This window comes from Sulfurimonas sp. hsl 1-7 (genome assembly GCF_030577135.1).
In the GTDB taxonomy this organism is placed as follows: Bacteria; Campylobacterota; Campylobacteria; order Campylobacterales; family Sulfurimonadaceae; genus Sulfurimonas; species Sulfurimonas microaerophilus.
The window spans coordinates 634,208-651,838 of record NZ_JAUIRR010000001.1 but is presented as its reverse complement, the minus strand read 5'-3'; the positions used below and the strand labels follow the sequence as shown (position 1 = coordinate 651,838).

Sequence of the window (17,631 nt, the reverse complement as noted above, 5' to 3'; positions counted from 1 at the left end):
GATTATGCTTCCATTAAAGCGAGAACTTCATCTACACTTAGAACTTTACCCGTACTTACCACTTTCCCATCTATTACAAGTCCCGGAGTACTTACTACCTGATACTCCATGATTTTCATGATGTCATCTACTTTTTCTATCTGAACAAACTTACCGCTCTTAGCAACGGCTTCTTTTACTACAGCTTCTAATTGGATACACTTTGAACATCCCGTTCCTAATACTTCTATTTTCATAATAAACACTCCTTCATCATTGGTTCTAACTCTTCGGCTTTTACATCACCCGTAATTGTAATGCTCGCTCCGTTTGCTTCACTTGAAACTTCAATATTTTCAATTTTTTCCATCATCTGCGGGTCACAATTACAACTGCAGTTTCCATCTTTACACTCTTGCACTTTTGCATTAACATCTTCGGCATTGAATCCGCCTAAAAATGCTTTAACACCGTTTTGTGTATTGTTTACTTTAAACATTCTTTTTCCTTTATAAAATGATATTAAATAGATACCCGATAGCAATGATCCCACTTCCTACAATGGCAAAAAAGATACCGATAAGTTTGAGTGAAATGATCTTTTTAAGTATCAATGCTTCCGGCAGGCTAAGGGCTGTTACTGCCATCATAAAACTTAGCGCTGTCCCGAGCAGCATCCCTTTGCTTGTGAGTACTTCAACCAATGGCATTACACCCGCTGCATTTGAATACATCGGTATCCCCATAAGTACAGCAACGATAACTGCAAATGGATTTCCTTCACCTGTGTATGTAGCTATAAAGTCTGTCGGGATATAACCGTGGATCCATGCACCTGCACCTACACCAAGCATTACATAGAGATAGATTTTTTTGAAAATATCTAATGTGTAATTCCACGCTTCTTTAGCTCTCTCTTTAAAAGAGAGTTTTACCAGTGTAGCTTCAAGTTCACCTTCGATCGGCTTGACATCCATCAGTACCTCTTTTTCCATTCCAAGTCTTCCTATGAGCCAACCGCCGAGTATTGCGACCGTTAAACCAAAAGCTATATAGATAGACGTAATCTGCCAGCCAAAGATACCAAAAAGCATAGCGATGGCAATCTCATTATTCATAGGTGCTGAGATCAGATAACTAAAAGTTACCCCGATAGGTATACGTGCTTGAATAAAACCTAAAAACAAAGGTATAGCAGAACAAGAACAAAACGGTGTTATGATTCCAAAAAGTGAAGCACCCACATGACCGTAAAGTGCAGATTTTCCTTGCAGGTGGGCACGTACATATTCGGTATTTACCCATGTACGCAAAAACGAAACTGCAAAAATGATTGTCAGAAGTAAGAACCAAATTTTTATCGTGTCATAGATAAAAAAGTGGGTAGCATCAGCTAATTTGCCTTCGAGCCCTACGACATTGTAAATAAATTCTTTTGAGAGCTCATACCACATTTAGCACAGCTCCTCTTTCACTACTGGTAAAAGTTCTTTCTCAATTAAATTGAGTGTTTTTTCATACTCTTCTACCGCTTTACCCGAAGGGTCATCAAAACCTACATGTATAGTCTTCACGGCTTTTGGAAACATAGGACAAGTCTCTTTTGCATGATCACATACAGTTACGACTAAATCAAACGGAGTATCTAAAACCGTCTCGATTACTTTTGAATGGTATTCATCTCTCCAGTATCCTTTTGACTCTAGTAGAGCTTGAGCATGTGGATTGACCGCACCACTTGCTTTTACACCCGAACTTTGCGCTTCTACGCACTCACCGAGTTTTGCATTTATCAATGCTTCTGCCATAATTGAGCGGCAACTGTTTCCTGTACAGAGTATTAAAACTTTTTTATTCAATTTCACAACCTTTTTTTAATTGAGGGATTTCAAGATCAAGACAAGCGATCTCGTTTAAAACATTTTCTCTAAATTTATCTATAGGAGAGCGGATAGAGTAGTATGCCCAGCGTCCTTCACGTCTGACTTTTAAAAAGCCGCCGTCTCTTAAAATTTTAAGATGTCTTGAGATGCGTGACTGAATCATATTAAAAGAGCTTTCTATGTCACAGACACACACTTCACCGTTTTCGTTGATAAACCTGAGTATTTTAATTCTCGTTTCATCATTAATAGAGCCGATTGTTTGTAAAAATATTTCCATGAAAGTAGTATAGCAGGAAACTATTTATATATCAAGATATATTGATATGTATTGTTATAGCAAAAAAAGTTCCAACTCTTACGAAACTTTTAGTTTTTTTTCCCTACAATAAGAAGGAAATAATAGCGACTTGTTTCAAGCTCTCTTGCGAAGGCAAATCCTCCCTACGGTCTGAGCTTCACAAGAAAGCTTGAAAAAGTTTATAGACGAAGAACTGGATAAATTAGATACATGAGAATAGATAAATTTTTAAATGCAGTAAATATTACAAAAAGACGATCAGTCGCTCAAGATATGATAGCAAACGGTGTTGTGCTTATAAATGACATCGTAGTAAAAGCGAGTAAAAATGTTGAAGTTGGAAATATTATTACAATCAACTATTTAAAAGAGCCGAAAAAATATAAAGTATTACAAATACCTACAACAAAATCAACACCAAAATCATTACAACATCAGTACGTAGAGGAGCTTTAGTATGACCTATGAAGAAGCAAAAATAAAATTCACCCAACTGTTTGAGCATCAAATGGATGATGTGCAGATGAAAGAATTTTTAGAAAGTATCGCTCTTGATGCAACTACACCTGTTGATGAGATCGCAGCGGCTACTGAAGTGATGCGAGCGCATGCTGTAAAACTTCCTATATCTGATGAGACAAGAGATAAGGCGATCGACATCGTTGGAACGGGCGGAGACAAGATAGGGAGTTTCAATATCTCCTCTACAACCTCAATACTTACAGCTGCATGCGGCGGTATGGTTGCAAAACACGGAAACCGCTCAATCACTTCAAAAAGCGGAAGTGCAGATGTTCTAGAGGCTTTAGGGGTAAATCTCTCTTTAGGTATAGAACAAAACGCAAGACTTTTAGAAGAAGCGGGCTGGTGTTTTATGTTTGCTCAAAACCATCATCCGGCAATGAAGTTTATTATGCCGATCAGAAAGTCGATCGATCATAAAACTATCTTTAATGTATTAGGACCGTTAACAAATCCGGCAGATATTAAGAAGTATATGCTTGGAGTATTCGATAAAAGCTTTACGACAAAGATGGCTGAAGCACTAAAGATGAACGGTGCTACTTCAGCGTTGGTTGTAAGCTCTAAAGAGGGGATGGATGAGATAGGTATTAGTGATATTACCTATGCAACGCGTTTAGAAAATGGTATGATAAAAGAGTTTGAAATAGACCCGCAAAACTATGGACTCTCTTTAGCACCTCTGGAGGCTATCAAAGGCGGTGAAGCTAAAGAAAATGCAAAGATTATGCTTGATATCTTCAATAATAATGGAACAACTGCACAAAGAGATATTGTACTTTTAAACACTGCAGCATCATTGATGGTTGAGGGGCTTGCGCGTGATATTCAAGATGGTTTGGAGATGGGTAGAGAAGCACTTGCAAATGCACGTGCCAAGAAGAAATTAAAACAGATTGTTGAGATATCAAATAAGCTGTGAAAGAGTAGGCTATGAAAGAGACAACATACACACTGGGATTATCGGAATTGGATGGGTTCGCGTCTGAGTTTTTAGACCGTTTTAGTGCAGGTGTCGTGATCTTAAAAGGTGACGTTGCAGCCGGAAAAACGACTTTAGTAAAAACTATAGCGAAACTCAAAGGACTTTGTGATGATGTAACATCACCTACATTCTCGCTCCAACAATGTTACGGAGATGATACGTACCATTACGACATCTACAACAAAGGGCTTGATCATTTTGTAGCTCTGGGGATGCTTGAAGAGCTTGAAAAGCCGGGACTGCACTTCATAGAGTGGGGTAATGACGAGCTAGAGAAGATACTCGATGCAGCGGGATTTGACGTAGTTTCGATCGAGATAGAAAAGATTTCAGATGATAAAAGAGAGTATACTGTATGCATACGCTAAAAGCGGTTGAATTAAAAAAAAGCATTAAAGACCTTAACATTGTTAAAGGGATTAGTTTAGAGGTAAAAAGCGGTGAAGTTGTCGGACTTCTTGGACCAAACGGAGCTGGAAAAACAACTACGTTTTATATGATCTGCGGACTTGTTGCTGCAAGTGACGGAAAAGTGTTTTTTGATGAGGATGAGTTGACGGGTCAACCGCTGCATCAAAGAGCTTTAAAGGGGATTGGGTACCTGCCTCAAGAGGCTTCGATCTTTAAAGACCTTAGTGTAGAGGACAATCTTATGATCGCTGCACAGGTCGGGATCAAAGACAAAGCTGCGCAGGAAGCGCGTATTTTAGAACTGCTTGATATGTTCAACATTGAGCCGATTCGTTATCGTAAAGGTATCTCACTTTCAGGTGGTGAGCGTCGTCGTGTCGAGATTGCTCGTGCGCTTGTAAATCATCCGAAGTTTTTACTTCTTGATGAACCTTTTGCGGGGGTTGATCCAATCGCGGTTATGGACATTCAAAAAGTTATCCATCAACTTGTTTCTTACGATATCGGTGTACTTATTACTGATCATAATGTTCGTGAAACGTTAGATGTATGTGATCGAGCGTATGTTATTAAATCGGGTGAACTGCTTGCAAGCGGAACGAGTGAGGAGATCGGACAAAACGAAGATGTTCGAACGCACTATCTCGGTGAAAACTTTAAATTGTAGGCTCGGCATTGGCAGTTCTTAGGCAATCGCAAAGTGTTGAAACCAAGCACAAACTCTCAAATACACTGAGAAACTGGCTTCCGATACTTCATTCTAGTCTTTCAGACTTGGGTGAGGCTATGGAGCCCTTTGTCAGTGCAAACCCTGTTGTAGAGGTAAAGTCGGGATATGAGGAGGATTTTGAAAAGAAGATCCCAAAAAAGATCGTATCTGGCAGCGGTGTAAACAACTCAAGAACTGAACAGATAGAAGCGCTTACTATTCAGAGTAAAAGTTTGTATGAGGTGTTGGATGAGCAGCTTGAAGCGCCTTTATTCCCTACACCTATCTCTCAAGCAATAGCACAGTTTGTAGTAGCAAACCTGGATGAAAACGGTTACTATGAGGGGGAGAGTGATGAGTTTTGTCAAGAGCATAACATAGATCTTGATGCTTTTGAAAAAGTTCGTCTGCGATTTGCCCATATCGAGCCTATGGGGATCGGTGCAAAAGATCTCTCAGAGTCATTTTTATTTCAGCTTGACAACTCCGAGATTTCAAATGAAGCCTATCCGCTGGCAGTAGAGATGATAAACGATCTGCAAAACATTCACAGCTATTCAAATCAGCCATATTTCTCAGAGGTGATGCACATTATCTCTACATTTAAAAACCCGCCGAACATTGAGTACCAAGAGGACTCAAGCCACGTAGTTCCCGATCTGATGATCTACTTTAACGATGAGCAGCAGATCGAAGTGAAGCTAAACGATGCTTACTATCCTGCTATCAACATAGATACATCTTACGGAGTTGAACACGACTTTATAAGCCAGAAGATAAAAGAAGCGAAATCTTTAGTAGATGCCCTTGAGATGAGAAAAGCGACACTCTATAAAGTGGGTCTTATGATCGTTGAGTATCAGTACGACTTTTTTATCGGCGGGCAGATTATGCCGCTCACTCTTAAAACTTTGGCAGACGAGTTTGGGCATAACCCCTCAACGATCTCGCGTGCCATTGCAAACAAGTATATCGCCTGTGATCGCGGTGTATTAGCAATGAAAGACTTTTTTACTACGGCAATTGACGAAGATGTAAGTAATGCGGCTATCAAAGAGTTCTTAATAGGGCTAGTAAAAGCGGAGAGTCGTGAAAAGCCTCTGAGCGATATGAAACTGCTTGATCTTATCCAAGAGAAGTTCAAAGTAAAAATGGTGCGCCGCACAATTGCAAAGTATCGTAAACAGCTCAATATCGCGGGTTCAAGTGAGAGAAAGAAACTCTACCAATTAGGTCTCTCTTGAATGTAAAAGAGCTGCTCGATCGTGAGGTTGCACTGCGTAACTCTTATGAAGAGGTGTGTGAAGAGAAGCTCGACCCCATTATAGTTGCACGAAAATACAATAGCGATGTAATAGCACTGATATGTTCCCTTTTTGCCTATGGAAACGTAAAGCAGATCGTGAATTTTTTAGACTCTTTAGATTTCTCACTTTTGCAAAAGAGCGATGAAGAGATCGAAGAGGGATTAAAAAAACACTACTACAGATTTCAAACAAACGCTGATGTGATCGCTTTGTTTATAGCACTCAAACGTTTAGAAGAGCACACCACTTTAGAGGATGTTTTTGTAAGCGGATATAAAGAGAACTCTAATGTCATAGAGGGGATTAATGTGCTCATAGAAAAACTGTATGAGCTCTACCCACACAGCTCAAGAGGCTACACTTTTTTAGTCGGAAAAGTAACAACAAAAACAAAGGGTGCCGGAGCACTAAAGCGTTGGATGATGTGGCTGAGATGGATGGTTCGCTCAGATGAGATAGACCTTGGGCTTTGGAGCAGGGTAGATAAGGCTCACCTTATTATGCCGCTAGATACACATACTTTTAACGTAAGTCGTAAACTGGGTCTGCTTAAGAGAAAAACGTATGATCTTCATGCTGCGATTGAGCTGACAGAGACACTTAAAGGGTTTGACAAAGAAGATCCCTTAAAATACGACTTCGCATTGTACCGCTTAGGGCAAGAAAAAATAGTTTAAATTTATATCTTTTCAACAATATTGTATAGATTTTTATTATATTATTATCACAAAAATTATCCCCATATATAAAAAAATAAAATAATCTTAATAAATATTACAATTTTCTATTTAGTATGATATATAATTTATTAAAATAATATATCACATTATTTATACTATATTGAAAGATAGTTTCATAATGTATGAGATGGACTATAGATGAGCGAATTAAAAAAAATTGGAAACTGGCTTGAACCTCAGTCGAATAAAATTGTTTATCAATGGCTTTCTCAGCCTCTTATCAAAGAACTATTTTTACGCTACAAGATTAGTTTAAATAGTTTTGCCGAGAAGTTTGCAAAGCCAATAGTCAGGTATAATATTAGAATTCTCATAGGGAAAAGAGAAGTTGGTACTTGCCCTATAATGGATAAGTTTGTCGAACTTATGATTAAGAAAAATATTAAATCGACAGATATCTTTTTAATATGCTCTTATTTACGTGATGCCGTTTTCAATAAATTAAATCAGTTCTCAAATGACCTTTCTGAATACAATATGTTTCAACAAAAAATCGGTGAGATCTTTGATCGTAATATTGCAAATGTATTAAAGAATTACGATATAAGATATACACTCTCTCTAGAACACAACAGTGAAGATGGTGATTGTGAGGAATACTATATAGAAAGAGTGCAACAGATTATAGATACACAAACAAATATTATTTTTAAATTTAGAGAAGAAAATATTTATTTGGCGAATCAGACCTTTTTTGCTGCTACGGGGATGAGTGGTTTGGATGGTTTCCAACAACGCTTTTCCCATCCTTTTAGTTTTATAAATCAAGTGGATGCTGATGAAGAATTATTTAGATCACAACAATATATAGATTGGCTAAATAATATACTTTTAGATAATAGAGGGAATTGTAAAGTTTCTATTTTTGATCATACTCTTGCAAAAGAGATTATGATGAAAATGTACATTATTAAAATGTATTCTGATGGTAGGTATCTAGTGAGTCTGGAAAGAATAGAAGAACGTGTAGATAATCCTTTGCAGCCAGAAGTGGAAGAACTTGCAGATACTCTTAGATGGCAAAGAGTGGATGAACTTGTACATACTCTCCGACAGCAAAGAGTCGCTCATGTATTGGAAAACAGTGTTGGAGAGAGTCTTGAAAAAGAAGAATGCTTATCGGAAGAAGAACTATTAACAGAAGAAGCGACAACGATCTTAGAAGTAATGAAAAGTCATCAAAAAGAGGATATAAAACTTTCATTGACTAACTACCATTTTGAACTTGCAATAAAGTCCGATGCAGAGATTTTACACATAAATAGAGATAGTTTAGTAGTAAAGATTCGTAAACTGGCACTGTACTCCATGAAGGTAAATGATAAAGTCTATCTTAAAATGAACGAAGGAAATAATATTCAGGCAGTTGTTAAAGATATTCAAACAAATGGCGACAGGCTACTAATACATGATTTTCAATATGTAGATGAATCTCCACTCGATCGAAGAAAGATTCGTGTGAAACTTGAACGACCATTGTTAGTTAGTGTAAAGACATCAAAAGGCAGGTTTAAGGCATATATTAAATCTTTATCTTCAGAAACCTGTGTCCTGGTATCTGAAAATTTACATGATTTAGAAGAGGGAAAGTTTGTGCTTATCTGGGCATCTTTTAATCAAAAAGAAAATAAATATGCAGGAACAGTTAAAAAAATCTCAGCTATAAAATCAGGTTTTAAAGTGATTGTAAATTTTGATGATGAGAAGAATATTGAAGAGGACTTAAATCATTATATATCTCAACAACAATTGAATATCATTAAAAAACTGCAAAAGAAAGTTAGAGACGACAACTAATTAAAGAGTTTGACAAAGAAGATCCGTTAAAATACAATTTTAGATTGTATAAGGGAAATATTTGGAGTTTTTAATACACTTTCACCTAATGGCCGCAATGGCTTGGATCGGCGGTTCGATCTTTATGTTTGTTTTGGGAGTATCGCTTCGAGATAAATCGAAACAAAAAGAGGTGTATCCAAATATTGGCCCGATTTTCGGCTATTTTGAGATTGTATCACTTGTAATCCTGCTTGTAAGCGGTATCTTGATGGCAGATGACAAAGGGCTAATATATGCACTCTTAGAGGGTGATACAAGCCCGCTTGGAACTGTCTTTTTCAATAAGATGATGCTTGTTGCATTTGTAATACTCTTTACTATCATACACTTTGTTGTGGCCTTTAAAACAAATGGCAAATGTCGTACAAAACTGCAAAACTTTCTTTCACGCAGTTCCTCTTTAATGGTTCTGTTTTTAAACCTCGTAGTATTGCATTATGCGATCATACTTAGAAGTATGTTGTAAACTATATACTATTTTAAATATTTAAGTTGGTATTTTTGGAGTGCTAAGGGGAGTAATGGGCTCAAGCGTGATTGCTTCATCGGTAGTGATCGTAGTACTTCCAAGTTCCAATACTCCATCGCTTAAAACTCTTATACGCAGACCGCCTCTCCCTTTCATCAACTTGTAAGTACCTTTTGCGATCACGGCATTCATCCAGGTACAGGGTGCACAATGAGCCACACCTTCGCAAAGCACATCACCCAGATAAAACTTTTTTCCGATCAAAGAATTAAGATGGATGCCACTAATAACTATGTTTCTACGGAACAGTTTCGGATCTACCTCAAAGCCTAATTCTTTAGAGGTCTCATCGATCACTTCGGCAGAGATGAGTGTGATCGGATATTTCGAAAACTCAAAGCGGTCACCCTCTAACCCTTTATCTTTATAAAGTTTTATATTTGAATGCTCTATGGTAGGTGCATCGCCTGCGTCAAATTTTTCTCTTGTAAAGTAGTTGTGTTTTGGAGAGGTGAAAATATAGTGGATAAAAACTGGATACGAATGGTTATACATCTTTGAAGTATAGCATATATCAGGTATAATCAAACCAATGAAAAAGAACTCTCAAAAACGATTAAGACTGGATATAGCAGGGGTGGTACAAGGTGTCGGATTTCGCCCGTTTGTATATCAGCTCTCACTTAAGCACTCATTGTCAGGATATGTATTAAACAGCGGCGAGGGTGTAGTTATAGAGGTTGAAGGGCTAAATAGCTCTATAGAGAGTTTTTTAGAAGAGCTAAAAGAGAAACACCCGCCATTGGCTCGCATAGACAGGATCGAGCTACAAACACTTGAACTCCAAAACACGCAAGAGTTTTCAATTCTTCGCTCAAATAATACCGATGTCACTACAATGCTCTCGCCAGATATCTCAATGTGCCAAGATTGCAGAGATGAGATGAACGACCCAGCAAACAGACGTTACAAATACCCTTTTATCAACTGTACAAACTGTGGACCGAGATACAGCATAGTTAAAGAGCTGCCCTATGATAGAAAAAACACCTCAATGCAAGAGTTTGAGATGTGCGAGGAGTGTCAAAAAGAGTATAGCGAGCCGACAGATCGCCGTTTTCATGCACAGCCAAGCTCGTGTTTTGATTGTGGACCTACACTGAACTTTTCCATAGAGGAGTTTGCCGGTTATATTAACGATGGCAAAATCTTGGCGCTCAAAGGGTTGGGCGGGTTTCATATAGTGTGTGATGCCACAAACGATCAAGCGGTGCAGGAGCTAAGAAAACATAAAAACCGTCCGACGAAACCTTTTGCGGTGATGTTTAAAGATATTGAAGAAATTAAAAAGGCAGCTTACTTGAGCGAGAAAGATGAGGAGCTGATCCTCTCAAAAGAGCGTCCCATAGTTATAGTGAGAAAAAAAGAGAACAGCTTTTTATCCTCTCTCATAGCACCAAATATTGACAGAGTAGGTGTGTTTTTACCTTATACCCCTCTGCATGAGCTGATCTTAGAAAAGCTTGAGCATCCTATAGTGGCAACAAGTGCAAACTTGGGTGATGAGCCTATCATTACCGATGAAGAGGAGTTGCATAAAAAGCTTCCGTTTCTTGAACACACTCTCTCACATAATAGAGAGATAGTTAATGCCTGTGATGACAGTGTGGTTTGCAGTGTTGCAGAGAAGCAGATCGTTTTAAGAAATGCCCGCGGATTTACACCACAAAGTTTTCATCAAAAGCACACATCTACTAAAAAGATACTCGCTCTCGGTGCGCATCAAAAAAGTACCATCACTTTGGCATTTGAAAACCATATGATCCTCTCTCCCCACATAGGCGACCTAAATTCACTCGAAGCCTTTGAGTATTTCTTACGCACACTTGATACTTTTAAACGGCTGTACAATTTTGAACCCGACATCATTGTATGCGATAAACATCCACACTATGAAACGAGTAAATGGGCAAAAAGCTACATTGCTGAGCATAAAGATGCAGAGCTTTTGGAAGTGCAACACCACTATGCACATGCACTGGCGTGTATGGCAGAGTATAACTTGGAAGATGAGGCTTTAGCATTTTGTTTTGACGGTACTGGTTACGGAGATGATGCCACTTTATGGGGCGGTGAAGTTTTACGTGTGAGTTCAAGTGAGTATAAACGATTGTATCATCTTCAACAGTTCTCTCTTTTAGGGGGAGAAAAGGCTGTAAAAGAACCTCGACGTGTAGCACTTTCATTGTTGTTTGAATCTTTTACTAAAGAGGAGATCTTAGAGATGGAGCATGAGCTAGTAAACTCCTTTTCCAAAGAAGAGATAGATAATTACCACCTCATGTACACAAAACAGCTAAACTCTCCAAAGAGCAGTTCGATCGGCAGATTGTTTGATGCCGTGTATGCTTTTGGCGGTAACCTAAATAACCTAAGTTATGAGGGGGAAAGCGGGCTGATCGTTGAGAAGTGTGCACAAGAGCATAAAAGTGATGCAAGTTATCCCTATAGAATCAACAATGAGATAATAGAGTTTAAAGAGATGATAGTAGAGATATTAAACGAAAAAGAAAAAGCATTGATCGCCTCAAAATTTATAAATACACTCAAAAATATAATGGTTGAGCTCGCACTTAAACATCCCGAACTGCCTGTGATTTTGAGCGGCGGTGTATTTCAAAACAAAACCTTGCTTGAAAAAACTATTGCAGCTTTTGAAAAGAATGGTATAGATTACTATTTCCAGAGTAAAACTGCGATCAATGACGGTGGTATATCTCTTGGTCAAGCCTACTATGCACTGCATATGAAAAAAGAGAAATAAGATGGGAAAAAACATAGCACTGGTGGGTTCGGGAAACGTTCTTTTTAAAGATGAAGGTATAGGCGTTTATGCCGTGCGTTATATAAAAGAGAACTACGATTTTTCTATCCCCTTTGAGATAATAGAGGGCGGGACTTTAGGACTAAAACTTATGGAGCTGTTACAAGCGTATGATAAACTCCTCATTGTCAATACCTCTTCGGAGCAAAACAGAGATGCAGGCGAGATAATCATAAAAAATACAGAGCAGTTCTTAGAGGGTGACATAGTCAAAAAGACAGCGAGCGAAGTTGAAATTGCCGAGATGTTGCAAGTATGTTCTTTGTCCGGAACTGTAGCTAAGACAACAGTTATAAGTATTGTCCCAAATGACATTATGAGTGTTGAGGTTGGAGTGAGTGACGTTTTAAGAAAAGAGTGGCAAATATATATTCAAAGTGTGCTATCTCAAATGAAATTGTTGGGAATTGAAGCCAAGCAAAGAGAAAATGTTATAGAATTGGATGAGATAGTAGCGAGTTACTTTAATTCTTGATACAATAAGAGCAAAGAAATGCTATATGAGGTGAGTCATGAGAGTTGTAATTATCGGTGCGGGGATTGCAGGTGCTTATATTGCAAATAAACTGATTCAAGAGGATATCTCTTTAGATATAGTTCTTTTAAGTGATGAAGAGTATCCCTCGTATGACAGAATCCACTTATGCCGTTTGGTAGACGACTCTGATGAAGTCGATGATATTGCCATCCCGCTCCACCCTAAGATAAAACTGGAACTGCGTCAAAAAATTACATCTATTGACAGAGAGCATAAGCGTGTATTAACCGAGGATGCAATGTACGGTTATGACAAGCTCATTATCGCTACAGGCTCTTTACCTATTACACTCTTTGATATACAAAACATTTCAAACGCTACCGTTTTTAGAAGTGCCCGTGATTGTAAAAAGATCCATGAGGGTGTTCAGGGCAGAGAGGTTGTGATCGTAGGTGCCGGACCGATAGCACTCGAACTGCTTGAAACATTGAGTGATATGGATGCGGTCAAGCATATTACACTCCTTGTACGCTCTAACGCTCTTTACAGTAAAGACCTCTCGATCGATGCTATTAAAACTATAGAAAACTCTTACACAGAAAATGGAAAAGTCTCGATCTCGTATGAGGATGAGATTATAGATAAAGAGGTAGTCAACTCCGAGATAACTTCCCTGCAAACCAAGAAGATGAAAATTGAAAACCCTTTTGTTGTATTTGGAGTGGGAATAAAACCAAATATAGAACTGTTTCGTGATGTTCTTAAGTCGAATAAAGGGCTTCTTACAAATAACTATATGCAAACCGAAGATGAAAATATCTATGCTATAGGTGAATGTGCTGAAGTGGAAGAGTTTAACTTTATAGCGGGGCATGTAAAAGCGTGTACACTTCAGGCTGATTGTGCCATTGCTCATATATTAAACCTGGAGAAAAAAGAGTTCACTCGTGAGATCGATGTAGATATGCTCAAAGTTGGGAACTTCGATCTTATAGAGGTGCGCTCTCCATCTTTTTCTTGTGAGTATGAAAAGGTTTTAATAACATCGAAAAAAGACAACAGAATAGATGAGTACTTTTTCAACGGGGATAAACTGACACGCTTTATCGGGATAAACTCAAATGTTGACGTAGGGTATTTAGAGACGCTTATGGATAGCGGACAAAAAGTAGATATTAACTACCTTTATGAGAACAGACTTGTAGGTGAGCGCGGAAGACTTGTATGTAGTTGTGAACATGTGTATCAGCAAGACCTTGTAGATATTGTAAAAGAGACGGGAATCGCTTCATTTTCTGAGTTGGCACCGTTTTCCCAGGCGGGTCGTGTATGTGGAAAATGTAAGGTGATGGTACAAGATATCATAAAAGACTCGCAAGATCTCATCGATCCAAATATGGTGAGAAAAACTCCTGAGGAGCTACAAAGAGAAAAAGAGATACAAGCTGTACAAAAACGTCTTGATAAATTCAACACTTTGCATCCTAGAAACAACCTCTCCGCAGAGAATTTGGAGAATGCTTTAGAGTCGATAGAGATCGAAAAGCATAAAGTCAACAGTTGGATCTCTATGGTAACTGCAAATATGCAACTGCACCCCAATTTTGAAGAGGTTGTAGAAAGAGGGATCAAAACACTCAACCGCGTACCTATTATTTGGCTGGAGCTGGCAGATTGTAGTGGGAACTCGGAAGCTTTTATAAAATCGGAAAACCCGGCAATAGAAGATCTGATATTTGATTATGTGTCGCTGGATTATCATGAGTTGTTAATGAGTCCAAGCGGTGATCAGAGTGAAACTGTTTTAGAAGATATCGTTAAAAATCAAAAAGGGGAGTATGTCCTCATAGTAGAGGGGGCTGTTCCGCTTGCAATGGATGGAAAGTACTTAAGAATCGGTCCAAAGGGTACAACGGGACTTGAACTTTTACAAAAAACAGCCAAAGATGCGGCACTTATTATGGCGGTTGGAAGTTGTGCATTTGACGGCGGAGTGGTAGCTGCTGCTCCAAACCCGACGGGAGCTGTAGGTGTAGCACAAGCGCTTGGGCGTGACGATGTTATAAACATACCGGGTTGTCCTACAAACCCGACAAATATTGTAGGCACACTTCTTTCGTACCTGATGTTCGAAGAGTTACCGCCATTGGATTCGTTCAACAGACCTCTGTGGGCTTACGAGGGGAGAATCCATGACAACTGTGAGAGACGCGGACACTATGAACTTGGTGAGTTTGTAAAAGAGTGGGGCGATGAGGGTGCCAAAAAAGGGTACTGCCTTTTTGAGATGGGATGTAAAGGTCCTTATGCAAATGCAAACTGCCCGACTATGAAGTTTAACGGTGGTACAAGTTGGCCTGTTCAAGCGGGTCATGGTTGTATGGGGTGTGTAGAGGCCGGTTTTTTTGATAAGTTTGCCAATGAGAGAAAGTATGAAGAGGAAGTAGAAGATGAGTCTTAAAAAAATTGTTATCGATCCAATCACGAGAATAGAGGGACATCTGCGTGTAGAGGTTGAGGTGGATGAGAACAATGTCGTTCAAGATGCCTGGGCAAGCGGACAGCTGTTTCGAGGAATAGAGACTATACTACAAGGTCGCGATCCAAGAGATGCGGGATTGATGGCGGGGCGTATTTGCGGCGTGTGTACAAACTCCCATTTTCGTGGAGCTATAACGTGTGTTGAAGATGCATACTCTCTTAAGATTCCTAAAAATGCCGAGATCATTCGTGATCTTATGGCTATGGCACTGTTTATTCAGGATCATGTGGTTCATTTTTATCATCTGCACTCTTTAGACTATGTGGATGTAACCAGTGCCCTAAATGCTGATCCGAAAATGACATCCAAAGAGGCACACAAGTACCATGAAAACCCTTTTAGAAACTCCCATTCTCACTATGAAGAGACATTGAAAAAACTGGATACTTTTGTAAAAAGTGGAAAGCTCGGCCCATTTGCCAACGGCTACTGGGGGCATAAAACATATAAACTCTCTCCTGAGCAAAACCTGCTGCTTATTTCTCACTATCTCGAAGCGCTCAAGTTTCAAACAAAGGTGAGTAAAGCGGTAGCGATTTTCGGTGCAAAAACTCCCCATCCCCAAACTCTGGTAGTTGGCGGAGTGACAAGTGTAGCAGATATGTTGAATCCTCAAAGGGTAAATGACTATCTTTTCATTATGAAAGAGGCACAGGAGTTTATCCAGCGGGCATACCTTCCGGATGCAAAACTCTTGGCGATGGTGTATCGTGATGAGATAAAAGCGGGCATCGGAAGAGCTAATGGGAACTACATGTCATCGGGCGGTTACAGCTTTGAAGGGGAGAGAAAACTCTTTAGCGACGGTGTAATCTACAAGCACGATTTTGAGAATGTGCAAGATTTTGATCCTGAAAAAATTACCGAAGAGGTTGATCGATCTTGGTATGACGGTAGTACGCCCGAGCAGGAAGTAAAATATACCGATCTAAACAGTGACGGCTCTTTAAAAACAGCAAAAAATGATGACAAGTACTCATGGATCAAAGCCCCGCGTTACGATAAACAGCCGATGGAGACGGGACCGCTCGCACGACTGCTCATAAGCTATTCTAAAAAGAATCCTCTCATCACTTCATTTGTAGATGAGTTCTTAAAAGAGACCAATTTGGAACTCATCGATATTTGTACATCTGTAGGGAGAAATGCAGCCCGCGCAATAGAGAGCATTTATGTATGTGAGTATATTTTCAAGATTGCTTCAGAGTTGCTGCAAAATATAAAATACTACGATACCGATACATGGACAAAGTACAGTTTTGAAGCTTTAGAGACACAAACGCAGGGAAGGGCATTTTTGGAAGTGCCAAGAGGGATGCTTTCTCACTTTATCAACATAAAAGATGCAAAGATACAAAACTATTCGGTAATAGCTCCGACAACTTGGAATGCCACACCGAAAAACTTTGACGGACTCAGAGGTGCATACGAAGAGGGCTTAATTGGTTTAAAGATAGAAGATAGAGAAAAGCCGTTAGAAGTATTGCGGGTTATCCACTCTTTTGATCCATGTTTGGCATGTGCGGTGCATGTTATAGATGCAAAAGGGAAAGAACTTGCAAAGTATAAAACTACTAATGTAGCTTTTTAAGCTTTTGGAGATGCATTTGTTATGTTTGCAATCTTATCAAGAAGTTCACCTGTTTTTTCAATAGAGATTTCAGCTGGATGTGAACTTTTTTTAGCAACTCCAAAAACATGTTCTAATTCCATAAATAATTCGGCAAGTTTTTTATTAATATCTTGTTTTAATTCTGAATTTTCTGATCCAATGATTTGTCCAATAAATGTTGCTCCACCACCTAAAAAACCTTGTAAGTGTGAGTAACGTAAGCAAATTATTTGATATAATTTATATTGAGAATACAAGAAATAAGAAAAAAATGCTAGTGAAATAGTTATACCGATCCTTAAAACATATAGTTCAGTTGTATTAATATTTTTAAAAATATCAAAATAATATGTAGATAAAACAAGCATTGGTAATAAAAATAATGTTATCATAAATCCTGACATAAAACGAAAGCGAAATTTCATAGAGGTTTTTAATTCTGTATCAATATTATCTTTAAAGTTTTTTTGTAATCCTAATTCAGCTTTTAAACCAACCAAATTATTGATGCCTCTTTCTATTTCGGAAGAAATATTTGCTTTCAAATCTAAAATATCTCTTTCAACATGTTGTAGTATTTCTGTTTTTAAACTTTCAATCTCTTCACTGTTCTGATTGGTATTTGATATGCTGAGTATAAATTCATCCATGTCGTTAAAAAAGACCAAAGCATTTTGAAAAGAAGTTAAAATGCTTTGGGGATTGTTTGTTCTTTGAATAGTAGCCCATTGTTGGTTCCATGGAGTGAAGTATTTAGTGTCAAAATCAATTATACGTTGGTTGAGTTCATTCCAGTTTTCAAAAAAAGTTTGTTGATTGCGTAAGTTATGATAATAACCTCTCTTTTGATCAAATCTTTGTTTGATTTGCTGTGTAGCTTGTTGGAGTTCTGTTCCAGTTTTACCTTCTATTTCATTGTCTTCAAAAATTCTACTCATTTAAATCCTTTTGTTAGGTAAACAATTTAATT

19 protein-coding genes are annotated in these 17,631 nt (G+C 38.4%); 12 read left to right on the top strand and 7 right to left on the bottom strand.

The window, feature by feature from the left end:
* Positions 1 to 2: 2 nt before the first annotated feature.
* The 5 genes from QWY88_RS03160 to QWY88_RS03140 are packed head-to-tail and all read right to left on the bottom strand — an operon-like array spanning position 3 to position 2,142.
* On the bottom strand, positions 3 to 236 hold the full coding sequence (locus QWY88_RS03160) for a thioredoxin family protein (RefSeq protein WP_304543970.1): 234 nt from the start codon (positions 234 to 236) through the stop codon (positions 3 to 5).
* Positions 233 to 478, bottom strand: coding sequence for a hypothetical protein (locus QWY88_RS03155; RefSeq protein ID WP_304543968.1), 246 nt, complete (start codon positions 476 to 478; stop codon positions 233 to 235). The genes QWY88_RS03160 and QWY88_RS03155 overlap by 4 nt, the downstream gene beginning before the upstream one ends.
* Before the next feature lie 10 nt (positions 479 to 488).
* Positions 489 to 1,433 carry a permease gene (locus tag QWY88_RS03150; protein ID WP_304543966.1) on the bottom strand — a complete coding sequence of 315 codons (945 nt, stop codon included), beginning with the start codon at positions 1,431 to 1,433 and terminating at the stop codon, positions 489 to 491.
* A complete protein-coding gene (locus tag QWY88_RS03145; protein WP_369811205.1) occupies positions 1,434 to 1,838 on the bottom strand; it encodes an arsenate reductase ArsC in 405 nt (134 codons plus the stop codon).
* Entirely contained in the window at positions 1,831 to 2,142 is a 312-nt protein-coding gene (locus tag QWY88_RS03140) for an ArsR/SmtB family transcription factor (RefSeq protein WP_193112686.1), read from the bottom strand. The genes QWY88_RS03145 and QWY88_RS03140 overlap by 8 nt, the downstream gene beginning before the upstream one ends.
* A 231-nt stretch (positions 2,143 to 2,373) precedes the next feature.
* On the opposite strand from QWY88_RS03140, the gene QWY88_RS03135 reads away from it, so the two are divergent.
* The 8 genes from QWY88_RS03135 to QWY88_RS03100 all read left to right on the top strand — a co-directional run bounded on the left by QWY88_RS03135 (position 2,374) and on the right by QWY88_RS03100 (position 9,142).
* Positions 2,374 to 2,619: an RNA-binding S4 domain-containing protein gene (locus QWY88_RS03135; protein ID WP_304543959.1), complete on the top strand. Its 246-nt coding sequence runs from the start codon at positions 2,374 to 2,376 to the stop codon at positions 2,617 to 2,619.
* A 1-nt stretch (position 2,620) separates the two neighbouring features.
* Positions 2,621 to 3,607, top strand: a complete 987-nt coding sequence (gene trpD / locus QWY88_RS03130) for an anthranilate phosphoribosyltransferase (protein ID WP_304543957.1) — start codon at positions 2,621 to 2,623, stop codon at positions 3,605 to 3,607.
* A gap of 11 nt (positions 3,608 to 3,618) precedes the next feature.
* On the top strand, positions 3,619 to 4,038 hold the full coding sequence (gene tsaE, locus QWY88_RS03125; protein ID WP_304543955.1) for a tRNA (adenosine(37)-N6)-threonylcarbamoyltransferase complex ATPase subunit type 1 TsaE: 420 nt from the start codon (positions 3,619 to 3,621) through the stop codon (positions 4,036 to 4,038).
* A complete protein-coding gene (gene lptB / locus QWY88_RS03120) occupies positions 4,026 to 4,748 on the top strand; it encodes an LPS export ABC transporter ATP-binding protein (RefSeq protein WP_304543953.1) in 723 nt (240 codons plus the stop codon). Before tsaE ends, lptB begins: the two co-directional genes overlap by 13 nt.
* Positions 4,749 to 4,756: 8 nt before the next feature.
* Positions 4,757 to 6,034 (top strand): RNA polymerase factor sigma-54, encoded by a 1,278-nt coding sequence (locus tag QWY88_RS03115; protein ID WP_304543951.1) that lies wholly within the window; start codon positions 4,757 to 4,759, stop codon positions 6,032 to 6,034.
* Positions 6,031 to 6,774, top strand: coding sequence for a TIGR02757 family protein (locus QWY88_RS03110; RefSeq protein WP_304543949.1), 744 nt, complete (start codon positions 6,031 to 6,033; stop codon positions 6,772 to 6,774). The genes QWY88_RS03115 and QWY88_RS03110 overlap by 4 nt, the downstream gene beginning before the upstream one ends.
* A 201-nt stretch (positions 6,775 to 6,975) precedes the next feature.
* Positions 6,976 to 8,634, top strand: a complete 1,659-nt coding sequence (locus tag QWY88_RS03105) for a hypothetical protein (RefSeq protein WP_304543948.1) — start codon at positions 6,976 to 6,978, stop codon at positions 8,632 to 8,634.
* Between the two features lie 61 nt (positions 8,635 to 8,695).
* Positions 8,696 to 9,142: a hypothetical protein gene (locus QWY88_RS03100; RefSeq protein ID WP_304543947.1), complete on the top strand. Its 447-nt coding sequence runs from the start codon at positions 8,696 to 8,698 to the stop codon at positions 9,140 to 9,142.
* Positions 9,143 to 9,163: 21 nt separating this feature from the next.
* Here QWY88_RS03100 and QWY88_RS03095 read toward each other — a convergent pair whose 3' ends face one another.
* Positions 9,164 to 9,700, bottom strand: a complete 537-nt coding sequence (locus QWY88_RS03095; protein ID WP_304543946.1) for an MOSC domain-containing protein — start codon at positions 9,698 to 9,700, stop codon at positions 9,164 to 9,166.
* A gap of 37 nt (positions 9,701 to 9,737) precedes the next feature.
* Here QWY88_RS03095 and hypF point away from each other — a divergent pair, with 37 nt between their 5' ends.
* The 4 genes from hypF to QWY88_RS03075 are packed head-to-tail and all read left to right on the top strand — an operon-like array spanning position 9,738 to position 16,640.
* The gene (hypF, locus tag QWY88_RS03090) at positions 9,738 to 11,969 is read left to right on the top strand and encodes a carbamoyltransferase HypF (RefSeq protein WP_304543944.1); all 2,232 of its coding nucleotides are present in this window, start codon (positions 9,738 to 9,740) and stop codon (positions 11,967 to 11,969) included.
* A gap of 1 nt (position 11,970) precedes the next feature.
* Positions 11,971 to 12,504 carry a hydrogenase maturation protease gene (locus QWY88_RS03085; protein WP_304543942.1) on the top strand — a complete coding sequence of 178 codons (534 nt, stop codon included), beginning with the start codon at positions 11,971 to 11,973 and terminating at the stop codon, positions 12,502 to 12,504.
* 37 nt (positions 12,505 to 12,541) lie between these two features.
* The gene (locus tag QWY88_RS03080; RefSeq protein ID WP_304543940.1) at positions 12,542 to 14,968 is read left to right on the top strand and encodes a hydrogenase small subunit; all 2,427 of its coding nucleotides are present in this window, start codon (positions 12,542 to 12,544) and stop codon (positions 14,966 to 14,968) included.
* The gene (locus QWY88_RS03075; protein WP_304543938.1) at positions 14,958 to 16,640 is read left to right on the top strand and encodes a nickel-dependent hydrogenase large subunit; all 1,683 of its coding nucleotides are present in this window, start codon (positions 14,958 to 14,960) and stop codon (positions 16,638 to 16,640) included. The genes QWY88_RS03080 and QWY88_RS03075 overlap by 11 nt, the downstream gene beginning before the upstream one ends.
* Here the strand turns inward: QWY88_RS03075 and QWY88_RS03070 are convergent.
* Complete coding sequence (locus QWY88_RS03070) at positions 16,637 to 17,599, bottom strand: hypothetical protein (protein WP_304543936.1); 963 nt, start codon at positions 17,597 to 17,599, stop codon at positions 16,637 to 16,639. The two genes, QWY88_RS03075 and QWY88_RS03070, sit on opposite strands and share 4 nt — an antisense overlap.
* Positions 17,600 to 17,631: the final 32 nt, after the last annotated feature.

Coding starts and splice junctions, on each gene's coding strand:
- QWY88_RS03160 (WP_304543970.1), bottom strand. CDS start 236: ATGAAAATAGAAGTATTAGGAACGGGATGTTCAAAGTGTATCCAATTA.
- QWY88_RS03155 (WP_304543968.1), bottom strand. CDS start 478: ATGTTTAAAGTAAACAATACACAAAACGGTGTTAAAGCATTTTTAGGC.
- QWY88_RS03150 (WP_304543966.1), bottom strand. CDS start 1,433: ATGTGGTATGAGCTCTCAAAAGAATTTATTTACAATGTCGTAGGGCTC.
- QWY88_RS03140 (WP_193112686.1), bottom strand. CDS start 2,142: ATGGAAATATTTTTACAAACAATCGGCTCTATTAATGATGAAACGAGA.
- QWY88_RS03135 (WP_304543959.1), top strand. CDS start 2,374: ATGAGAATAGATAAATTTTTAAATGCAGTAAATATTACAAAAAGACGA.
- trpD (WP_304543957.1), top strand. CDS start 2,621: ATGACCTATGAAGAAGCAAAAATAAAATTCACCCAACTGTTTGAGCAT.
- tsaE (WP_304543955.1), top strand. CDS start 3,619: ATGAAAGAGACAACATACACACTGGGATTATCGGAATTGGATGGGTTC.
- lptB (WP_304543953.1), top strand. CDS start 4,026: ATGCATACGCTAAAAGCGGTTGAATTAAAAAAAAGCATTAAAGACCTT.
- QWY88_RS03105 (WP_304543948.1), top strand. CDS start 6,976: ATGAGCGAATTAAAAAAAATTGGAAACTGGCTTGAACCTCAGTCGAAT.
- QWY88_RS03095 (WP_304543946.1), bottom strand. CDS start 9,700: ATGTATAACCATTCGTATCCAGTTTTTATCCACTATATTTTCACCTCT.
- hypF (WP_304543944.1), top strand. CDS start 9,738: ATGAAAAAGAACTCTCAAAAACGATTAAGACTGGATATAGCAGGGGTG.
- QWY88_RS03085 (WP_304543942.1), top strand. CDS start 11,971: ATGGGAAAAAACATAGCACTGGTGGGTTCGGGAAACGTTCTTTTTAAA.
- QWY88_RS03080 (WP_304543940.1), top strand. CDS start 12,542: ATGAGAGTTGTAATTATCGGTGCGGGGATTGCAGGTGCTTATATTGCA.
- QWY88_RS03075 (WP_304543938.1), top strand. CDS start 14,958: ATGAGTCTTAAAAAAATTGTTATCGATCCAATCACGAGAATAGAGGGA.
- QWY88_RS03070 (WP_304543936.1), bottom strand. CDS start 17,599: ATGAGTAGAATTTTTGAAGACAATGAAATAGAAGGTAAAACTGGAACA.